6 protein-coding genes and 1 pseudogene are annotated in these 8,030 nt (G+C 72.0%); 6 read left to right on the forward strand and 1 reads right to left on the reverse strand.

The window, feature by feature from the left end; all coding sequences use genetic code 11:
• Positions 1–19: 19 nt before the first annotated feature.
• The 4 genes from ACFWPQ_RS22495 (at position 20) to ACFWPQ_RS22510 (ending at position 5,164) form a co-directional block, all read left to right on the forward strand.
• Positions 20–2,269 (forward strand): MMPL family transporter, encoded by a 2,250-nt coding sequence (locus tag ACFWPQ_RS22495; RefSeq protein ID WP_384037394.1) that lies wholly within the window; start codon positions 20–22, stop codon positions 2,267–2,269.
• Positions 2,270–2,410: 141 nt separating this feature from the next.
• Positions 2,411–2,932 (forward strand): YbaK/EbsC family protein, encoded by a 522-nt coding sequence (locus ACFWPQ_RS22500; RefSeq protein WP_384037397.1) that lies wholly within the window; start codon positions 2,411–2,413, stop codon positions 2,930–2,932.
• Positions 2,929–3,774 carry an EamA family transporter gene (locus ACFWPQ_RS22505; RefSeq protein ID WP_384037399.1) on the forward strand — a complete coding sequence of 282 codons (846 nt, stop codon included), beginning with the start codon at positions 2,929–2,931 and terminating at the stop codon, positions 3,772–3,774. Before ACFWPQ_RS22500 ends, ACFWPQ_RS22505 begins: the two co-directional genes overlap by 4 nt.
• Positions 3,775–3,958: 184 nt before the next feature.
• Entirely contained in the window at positions 3,959–5,164 is a 1,206-nt protein-coding gene (locus tag ACFWPQ_RS22510) for a hypothetical protein (RefSeq protein WP_384037402.1), read from the forward strand.
• An 80-nt stretch (positions 5,165–5,244) separates the two neighbouring features.
• Here the strand turns inward: ACFWPQ_RS22510 and ACFWPQ_RS22515 are convergent, their stop codons facing one another.
• Entirely contained in the window at positions 5,245–6,312 is a 1,068-nt protein-coding gene (locus ACFWPQ_RS22515; protein WP_384037405.1) for a glutamate ABC transporter substrate-binding protein, read from the reverse strand.
• Positions 6,313–6,744: 432 nt separating this feature from the next.
• Between ACFWPQ_RS22515 and ACFWPQ_RS22520 the strand changes: the two genes are divergently transcribed.
• Together ACFWPQ_RS22520 and ACFWPQ_RS22525 are read left to right on the forward strand one after the other, a co-directional pair.
• On the forward strand, positions 6,745–7,746 hold the full coding sequence (locus tag ACFWPQ_RS22520) for an ABC transporter ATP-binding protein (RefSeq protein ID WP_384037450.1): 1,002 nt from the start codon (positions 6,745–6,747) through the stop codon (positions 7,744–7,746).
• Positions 7,743–8,030: pseudogene (locus ACFWPQ_RS22525) on the forward strand (ABC transporter permease); the annotation flags it as partial. The gene ACFWPQ_RS22520 and the pseudogene ACFWPQ_RS22525, both read left to right, overlap by 4 nt.

Here is an 8,030-nt window from a genome sequence, read left to right on the forward strand (position 1 = left end):
TGACCGGGAGTACGCCCTCGTGGCCACGTTCCTCTACAAACTCGGCCGGCTCGCCTTTCGGCGACGGCACTACGTCGCCCTCATATGGGTGGCGCTGCTGACCCTCGCCGGCGTCGCCGCCGCCTCGGCCCCCGCCGCCGGCTCCAGCTCGTTCTCGATCCCCGGCACCGAGGCCCAGAAGGCCTTCGACCTGCTGGACCAGCGCTTCCCCGGCTCCAGCTCCGACGGTGCCACCGCGCGGGTCGTCTTCAAGGCGCCGGCCGGCGAGAAGATGACGGACAAGCTCAACAAGGCGACCGTCAAGAAGACCGTGAAGGAACTGGCCGGCGGCTCGGAGGTCACCTCCGTCGCCGACCCCTACAAGCAGCACGCCGTCAGCAAGGACGGCATGGTCGCCTACGCCTCGGTGCGCTACGACGTCTCCGGCACGGAGCTCAAGGACTCCTCCCGCGACGCGCTGGAGGCGGCCGCGCACGACGCCCAGAAGGCCGGGCTGACCGTCGAGGTCGGCGGTGACGCGCTCCAGGCCGGGGCCGAGGCGGGAGGCGCCGGTGAGGCCATCGGTCTCGCCATCGCCGCCGTCGTCCTCGTCATCACCCTCGGCTCACTGGTCGCGGCCGGACTGCCACTGCTCACGGCGATCATCGGCGTCGGCATCGGCGTCTCCACCATCACCGCCCTCGCCAAGACACTCGACCTCGGCGACACCACGTCCACACTGGCGCTGATGATCGGTCTCGCGGTCGGCATCGACTACGCGCTGTTCATCGTCTCCCGCTACCGCGGCGAACTGGCCGAGGGCCGCGACCGCGAGGAGGCGGTCGGCCGCGCGGCCGGTACGGCGGGCTCGGCGGTGGTCTTCGCGGGCCTCACCGTCGTGATCGCGCTCGCGGGCCTCTCGGTCGTCGGCGTGCCGATGCTGACGAAGATGGGCCTCGCGGCGGCGGGCACGGTCGTGGTCTCCGTCCTCATCGCGCTGACCATGATCCCGGCGATGCTCGGCTACGCGGGCCGGCGGGTCAGGGCCGCGGGCGAGAAGCGCCGGACGCACGCCCATGCCACCCGCCAGGACAAGCCCGGCCTGGGCGCCCGCTGGGCGAGCTTTGTGGTCCGCCGCCCGGCGGTCGTGCTGCTGCTCGGCGTGGTCGGACTGGGCGCGATCGCCCTCCCGGCCACCCAGCTCGAACTGGGCCTGCCCGACGACGGCTCGCAGCCCACGTCCACGACCCAGCGCCGCGCGTACGACCTACTGTCGGAGGGCTTCGGCCCCGGCTTCAACGGGCCCCTGATGATCGTGGTCGACGCCAAGGGCAGTGACACCCCCAAGGTCGCGGCCACCAGGGTGGCCGACGACATCAAGGGCCTCAAGGACGTCGTGACGGTGACCCCGGCGGCGTTCAACAAGGCCGGCGACACCGCGACGATCACGGTGATCCCGGACTCCAAGCCGTCCTCGGTGCAGACCGAGGACCTGGTGCACGCCATCCGCGACCAGGGTGCCGACGTCAAGGCCGACACCGGCGCCCGGGTCCTGGTCACCGGCACCACCGCGATGAACATCGACTTCTCGCAGAAGCTCAACGACGCGCTGGTCCCGTACCTGGCGCTGGTGGTCGGCCTCGCCTTCCTCCTCCTCATCGCGGTCTTCCGTTCGATCCTGGTCCCGCTGAAGGCGGCCCTCGGCTTCCTGCTCAGCGTGCTCGCCGCGCTCGGCGCCGTCGTCGCGGTCTTCCAGTGGGGCTGGCTCGGCGGCCTGCTCGGCGTCGAGCAGACCGGCCCGATCATGTCGATGATGCCGATCTTCATGGTGGGCGTGGTCTTCGGTCTCGCCATGGACTACGAGGTGTTCCTCGTGACCCGGATGCGGGAGGCGTACGTCCACGGCGAGACGCCGGGCCAGGCCGTGGTGACCGGCTTCCGGCACAGCGCGCGGGTCGTGGCCGCCGCCGCGATCATCATGATGTCCGTCTTCAGCGGCTTCATCACGTCCAGCGAGTCCATGATCAAGATGATCGGCTTCGGCCTCGCCATCGCCGTCTTCTTCGACGCGTTCGTCGTCCGCATGGCGATCGTCCCGGCGGTGCTCGCCCTGCTCGGCAAGCGCGCGTGGTGGCTGCCGAAGTGGCTGGACCGGGCGCTGCCCAACGTCGACGTCGAGGGCGAGGGCCTGCGCGCCCTGTCCGACGAGAACGCCGGCAAGGACTCCGGCGAGGACTCCGGCGAGGACTCCGGCAGGGACGACGAGGACCGGGAGCTGGTACGCGCCTGACGAAGGGCGCACGACAGACCGCCGGTGAGGGTCCGTGGGGACGGGGCACCCTCACCGGCTTCCTCGTGCCGTGACCGCCCCGGCACCCCGCCCCGCGTTAACCACTCGCCGTCACTTCCCCCGCTTGGCTAGCGTGCCCCCATGACGACGACAGCCGCCACTGACGCCGACGCCGGGGACTCCGGTGCCCATCCCCGTTTCGCCGCCGCCCTGGAGGACCTCGGCCTCGGGGAGCTGACCTCGCGAATCCGGCGGTTCCCGGACGCGACCCGTACCGCGGCCGAGGCCGCCGCGGCGGTCGGGTGCGAGCTCAGCGAGATCTGCAAGTCGCTGATCTTCGCGGCCGACGGGGTGCCGGTGCTGGTGCTGATGGACGGGGCCTCCCGGGTCGACGTGGAACTGGTCCGCAAGGAACTCGGCGCCGAGAAGGTGACCCGGGCCAGGGCGGACGTCGTACGCGAGACGACCGGGTACGCCATCGGCGGCGTGCCGCCCTTCGGACACCGGACACGCACGCGCGTGCTCGCCGACCGGGCGCTGCTGCGGCACGACGTCGTGTGGGCCGCGGCCGGCAACCCGCACGCCGTCTTCCCGATCGCGCCCGCAGCCCTGGTGGAGCACGCCGGGGCCACCGTCGTGGACGTGCGCGAGCCCACCGCGTGACCCCACTGGTCACCGCGGCCGTCCTGCTCGCCGCGGTCACGCACGCGAGCTGGAACGCCATCGCCCACCGGATCACCGACAAACTCGTCGGCTCCTCGCTGATCGCCGGCGGAGGCGTGCTGATCGGCCTGCTGCTGATGCCGTTCTCCGCCGCACCGGCGGCCGGCGCCTGGCCGTACCTGATCGCCTCCGCGGTCGTCCATGTCGCCTACTTCGCGCTGCTGATGCTCTCCTTCCGGCTCGGGGACTTCGGGCAGGCGTACCCGATCGCGCGCGGGACCGCGCCGCTCCTGGTCACGCTGTTCGCCGCCGTGTTCGCGCACGAGGTGCCGGACGCCCCGGCGGCCGCGGGCATCGCCGTGTCCTGCGCCGGGCTCACCGGGGTCGCCCTGTGGGGGCTGCGCGGCCGCCGCCCCGACTGGACGGCGATCGGGGCCGCCCTCGCCACCGGCCTGACGATCGCCGCGTACACCGTCCTCGACGGCCTCGGGGTCCGGGCCTCGGGATCCTCCGTGGGCTACATCGCCTGGCTGATGGCCCTGCAGGGGCTCGCCATCCCGGCGTACGCCCTGTACCGCAGACGCGGCGAACTGCTCACCGCGGCCCGCCCGTTCGCGGCCCTCGGGCTCTTCGGCGCCCTGCTCTCCGTCCTCGCCTACGGACTGGTCCTGTGGGCACAGACCCGCGCCGAGCTGGCACCGGTGGCCGCGCTGCGCGAGTCGTCGATCATCGTCGGCGCGGCCATCGGGGCGGTCTTCTTCAAGGAGCGCTTCGGGGCGCCCAGGATCGCGGCGGCGGGCCTGCTGGTCGTCGGGATCGGGCTGCTGCTGCACGCCGGTTGAGCGGCGGGGGAACCGTCGTCGGCCGGGTGCGGGCGGGATGTGCCCGGAGTTCCTTGCCCGTTGCGGGCACGTGGTTCCGCCGGCGTCCCGTCGGCCGATGTCCGCGTACGACCAACGACGTCATGTTCTGATCAAGGCGGCCGCCGGTTAGCCTGCGGTACGACACATCGGGGAGCGCGATGCGATGACAGCCGACGTGCGTCCGTTCACCGAGGCAGCCGAGGGCACGGGACCATCGGTACTCGACTACCGGGGACCGCAGGGCTGGGCCACCGTGGTCCACCGTGCCCACGCGGGCAGGTTCACGCTGGTCGGCGCCAGCGGCACCCCACTGGTCCGGAACTCGGAGCCCGAGCACAGCCGTACGGAGGAGCCGCGGACCTGGGAGTACAAGGTGGGCCTCGCGGGGCCGCAGCGGTTGCGCATCGACGGGACCGGGCGGTGGTCGATCTCCGTCACCCCGCTGGAGCAGGACGAGGCCGAGGACGGTGGAGTCTTCTGCCGCCGGGGGATCGGGAACCAGACGGTCGAGATCGTCAAGCCGGACCCGCAGGGACCGGCGATCCTCGAGTTCACCAAACTCGTCTGCGTTCGCCCCGCTCGCCCGTACCTCAGGCTGCGCACGGACTTCGACGACCAGATCCCCTGGTCTGTGGGCGGCGTCGACCGTGCCAGGTTCCTGTTCGACCACGACACGCCGCCCATCTGGTCGGCGGCCGGCCGGGTCGAGGTCAGCAATGCCGACGACTGCGAGTGGCTGCTGCGTGTACTGCCGCTGTCCGCGGCCTGCCCGGTGGAGACCACCACGACCCGGGGGATCGGTGCGGAAGCCCTCGTCTACACGGGGGTGCCGGCCGCGCTGTGGGTGTGGTGCCTGACAGACGTGGGGAGCGGCTCCGAGCTGGATGTCCGCGTCGAGTCACGCGACTACGAGGCGACCCTGTCCGCCGATTTCGACCACCCCGAGGGCGGTGCGATCGTCGGACTCGGCCCCGGGCCGACGCTGCTCCAGACCGAGGGTGACGGAGGCTGGGACCTGCGCGTCACCCCGCTCGACGTACTGCCCACCTTCGACCAGGCGATCTGCGGCAGTGGCGGGGAGGTACTCCGCTACACGGGTCCGCCCGCCGTCGCGCGGATCGTCACCCGGTCGTGGCACAAGTGGTCCGGCATGGTCTCGGTCCGCACTCTGACCCCCGAACTCCGCTGGCAGGACTGTGTCTACACCAACGGCGGCCTGGCGGGCCGACTCCGACGCAAGAGGCTGAAACTGCTCCCCGGAATGCTGGTGGTGATCAACGGGCCCCGTGACGGGTCCGCCTGGCGGATCCGTATCGGAACCGGCCGCGGGCTCGGAACCCGCAGAGGCGACCATCGCATCGGACCTTGAACACCGACGACTTCGGGTGACCGCTGCCGGAGGCCTTGGATGCCTTGGAGGCCCTGGGGACCCTGGACGCGCGGGCGGTGTCATTCGCGGTAGCGCGGCGCGGGTGGGTAGAAATCCCCGTAGGCGCCCAACCACCGTTCGTGCAGGGCGCGGAGTCTGCCGGAGGCGCGCAGGCGGGCGAGCACGCCGTTGACGAAACGGACGAGCTCCGGCGACTTCTTCGAGACGGCGATGCCGTGCGGCTCGTAGGTGAACCGTGGGCCGGTGATGCGGGTGGTGGGGTCCTGGGCGCTGAGTCCGGCGAGGACGTTGTCGGTGGTCGACACGGCGGCCACGTTGCCCAGCTGCAGCTGTACGAGGCAGTCGGTCCAGTCGGCGACGGTCACGGGCCGCACTTTCGGGCGGGCGCGGCGTAACTCGTCCAGTGAGGTGGTGCCCCGGGCCGTGCACACCTTCTGCCCGGCGAGATCGGCCAGGTTCTTCACCGGGGAGGTGTCGGGGACCAGGACGCGCTGGCCGGAATCGAGGTAGTCGCTGCTGAACAGCACCCGCTTCATGCGCTCGCAGGTGATCGTCATGGAGTGGGCGACCAGGTCGACCTCGCCGCGCTCCAGTATCTCGATGCGACGCGAGGACGGCACGGTCTTGAACTGCACCCGGTCCGGCCGCCCGAACAAGGCCCGGGAGATCTCCCGAACCAGGTCGATGTCGAGCCCGCTCAGCTGTCCGGTGTCGGTGTCGCGATAGCCGAACAGGTAGGTGTTCTGGTCCACCCCCACGATCAGCCGGCCGCGTGCGACGATCCGCTCCATCGCCGATCCGCTCGGCATCCGGCCGCCCGGCTCCGGCATGCGGTCGAGCGGCTTCAGCGACCGCAGCCGATCGCAGTCCTCGCCGGTCTCGGCCCCGGTGCCCGCGGACGTGCTCTCGGCAGGCGTCTGCTGCGTGGTGGGCGAACGACGGTGCGGGGCGGACGAGTCCGTGCAGGACACCGCCAGCGTCATGGCGGCCAGCGACGCCACGACCGCGGGAAGGAACCGGTGACGGAACGCGGCCGGGCCCGACACTCCGGTGTCCTGCTCGGGGCGCGCCGCCGTCGCCCCGCCGGGCAGCCGTCCCTCTTCGCCGCTTTCCCGAAGTTCCTTCACATCGCCCCGCAGTCCTCGGAACCGATCCGAAAGCCGCCCTCCGGCGTCCGTCCGTCGGGCACTCGTCGGGCACTCGTCGGCGGTGACGCGTTCATGTCGCCTTGCGGTTCCCTCCGTCGCGCGGAGCTCCTCAAGGAGCGGTTCAGAGCATCCCCGGAGCGTGGCGGCGGGCCTTCCGGCCGTCGGGAGCGGCCTGATGCCGCATGCCGGGTGGCCGACGCTCCTCCGGCAGCGCCGCCCCCGCGCAGTACGTCATACGACCCGGGTACGTCCGGACGTTGACCGGATTCGGCCGGAATCCGCCTCCCCCTCGGCCGACTTGCCGTTGCCTTGACGAACCGTTCGACGGGCGTTCAGCCATTCGTCTGTGCCCAAGTTGTGTGTTCTCCATAAAGTCCCTGCGGATTGCGGAAGAAGGGACGCATGGGACTCATGGACACACCGCACGCAGTCCGGGCCCGTGGGATCACCAAGTGCTTCGGTGACGTCGTGGCGCTGGACGCCGTGGACCTGGACGTGACGCAAGGACAGATCCACGGCCTGGTCGGCCCGAACGGCGCCGGCAAGACGACCCTGCTCGGCCTGCTGCTCGGGCTGGCCGTCGCCGACGGCGGCCGGCTGGAGATCCTGGGCACCCCGGTCGAGCGGGCGCTCGCCGCTCCCGACGGCGTCGCCGGCTTCGTGGACGCGCCCGGGCTCTACCCCTCGCTCACCGCCCGGCAGAACCTCGCCGCGCTGGCAGCGCTCCGCGGCCTCGACACCGGGACCGCGGGGAGCACGGGAACCGCGGGGGGCGCGGGGGCCACAGGGGCCACGGGGATCGACGACGTGCTCGCCGAGGTCGGGCTCACCGACGTCGCCGACGACAAGACCCGCGGCTTCTCCCTCGGCATGCGCCAGCGGCTCGGGCTCGCCGCCGCCCTGCTCACCCGGCCCCGGCTGCTCGTCCTCGACGAGCCCTCCAACGGCCTCGACCCGGCCGGCAAGAGGCACGTGCACGGCGTCCTCACCCGGCTCGCCGCCGACGGCACCGCCGTGGTCCTCTCCAGCCACCGGATGGACGACCTGGAGGCGCTCTGCTCCGAGGTCACCATCCTCGCCACCGGACGCGTCGTCTTCTCCGGTCCGCTGACCAAGCTGGCCGCCGAGAACCGCGAACTCGACTACCGGCTGCGCACCTCGGACGCCGAGACCGCGCGTCGGCTCGCCGCCGCCACGGCCGGCATCCGGCTCGTCGACGACACCGGCCTCGGCGGTCTCGGCCTGCGGAAGGACCCCGACGTACTCGTCGTGCGCGGCTTGGTGCCCGCCCTCGACGAACTCGTCGCGGAGGTCGTGCGGTCGGGCGTCGCGGTGCGCGAACTCGCCCCCGTCGTCTCCCCCCTCGAAGCCGCGTTCCTCGCCCTCACCGAGCACCAGGAGGCCGGACGATGACCGCGACCACCGCCACCGACCCCACCGCCCCCGTCGTCACCGAACCCACCGGCGCCCGTCGTGTCCCGGTCTCGCGCGGTTACCGCTTCGAGCTGGTGAAGCTGGTCTCGCAGTGGCGGATCCGGCTGCTGGTGCTCGCCTGCTGGATCGCACCGGGGCTGTTCGTCGCAGGGGTCAGCCAGCAGAGCACGCTGCCCGCCGACACGCTCTTCGGGCGCTGGATGCACGCGACCGGCTGGGCCGGACCGCTGGTGATGCTCGGTTTCGCGGGCACCTGGGCGCCC

It is taken from the genome of Streptomyces sp. NPDC058464 (assembly GCF_042721035.1).
Taxonomy (GTDB): Bacteria; Actinomycetota; Actinomycetes; order Streptomycetales; family Streptomycetaceae; genus Streptomyces.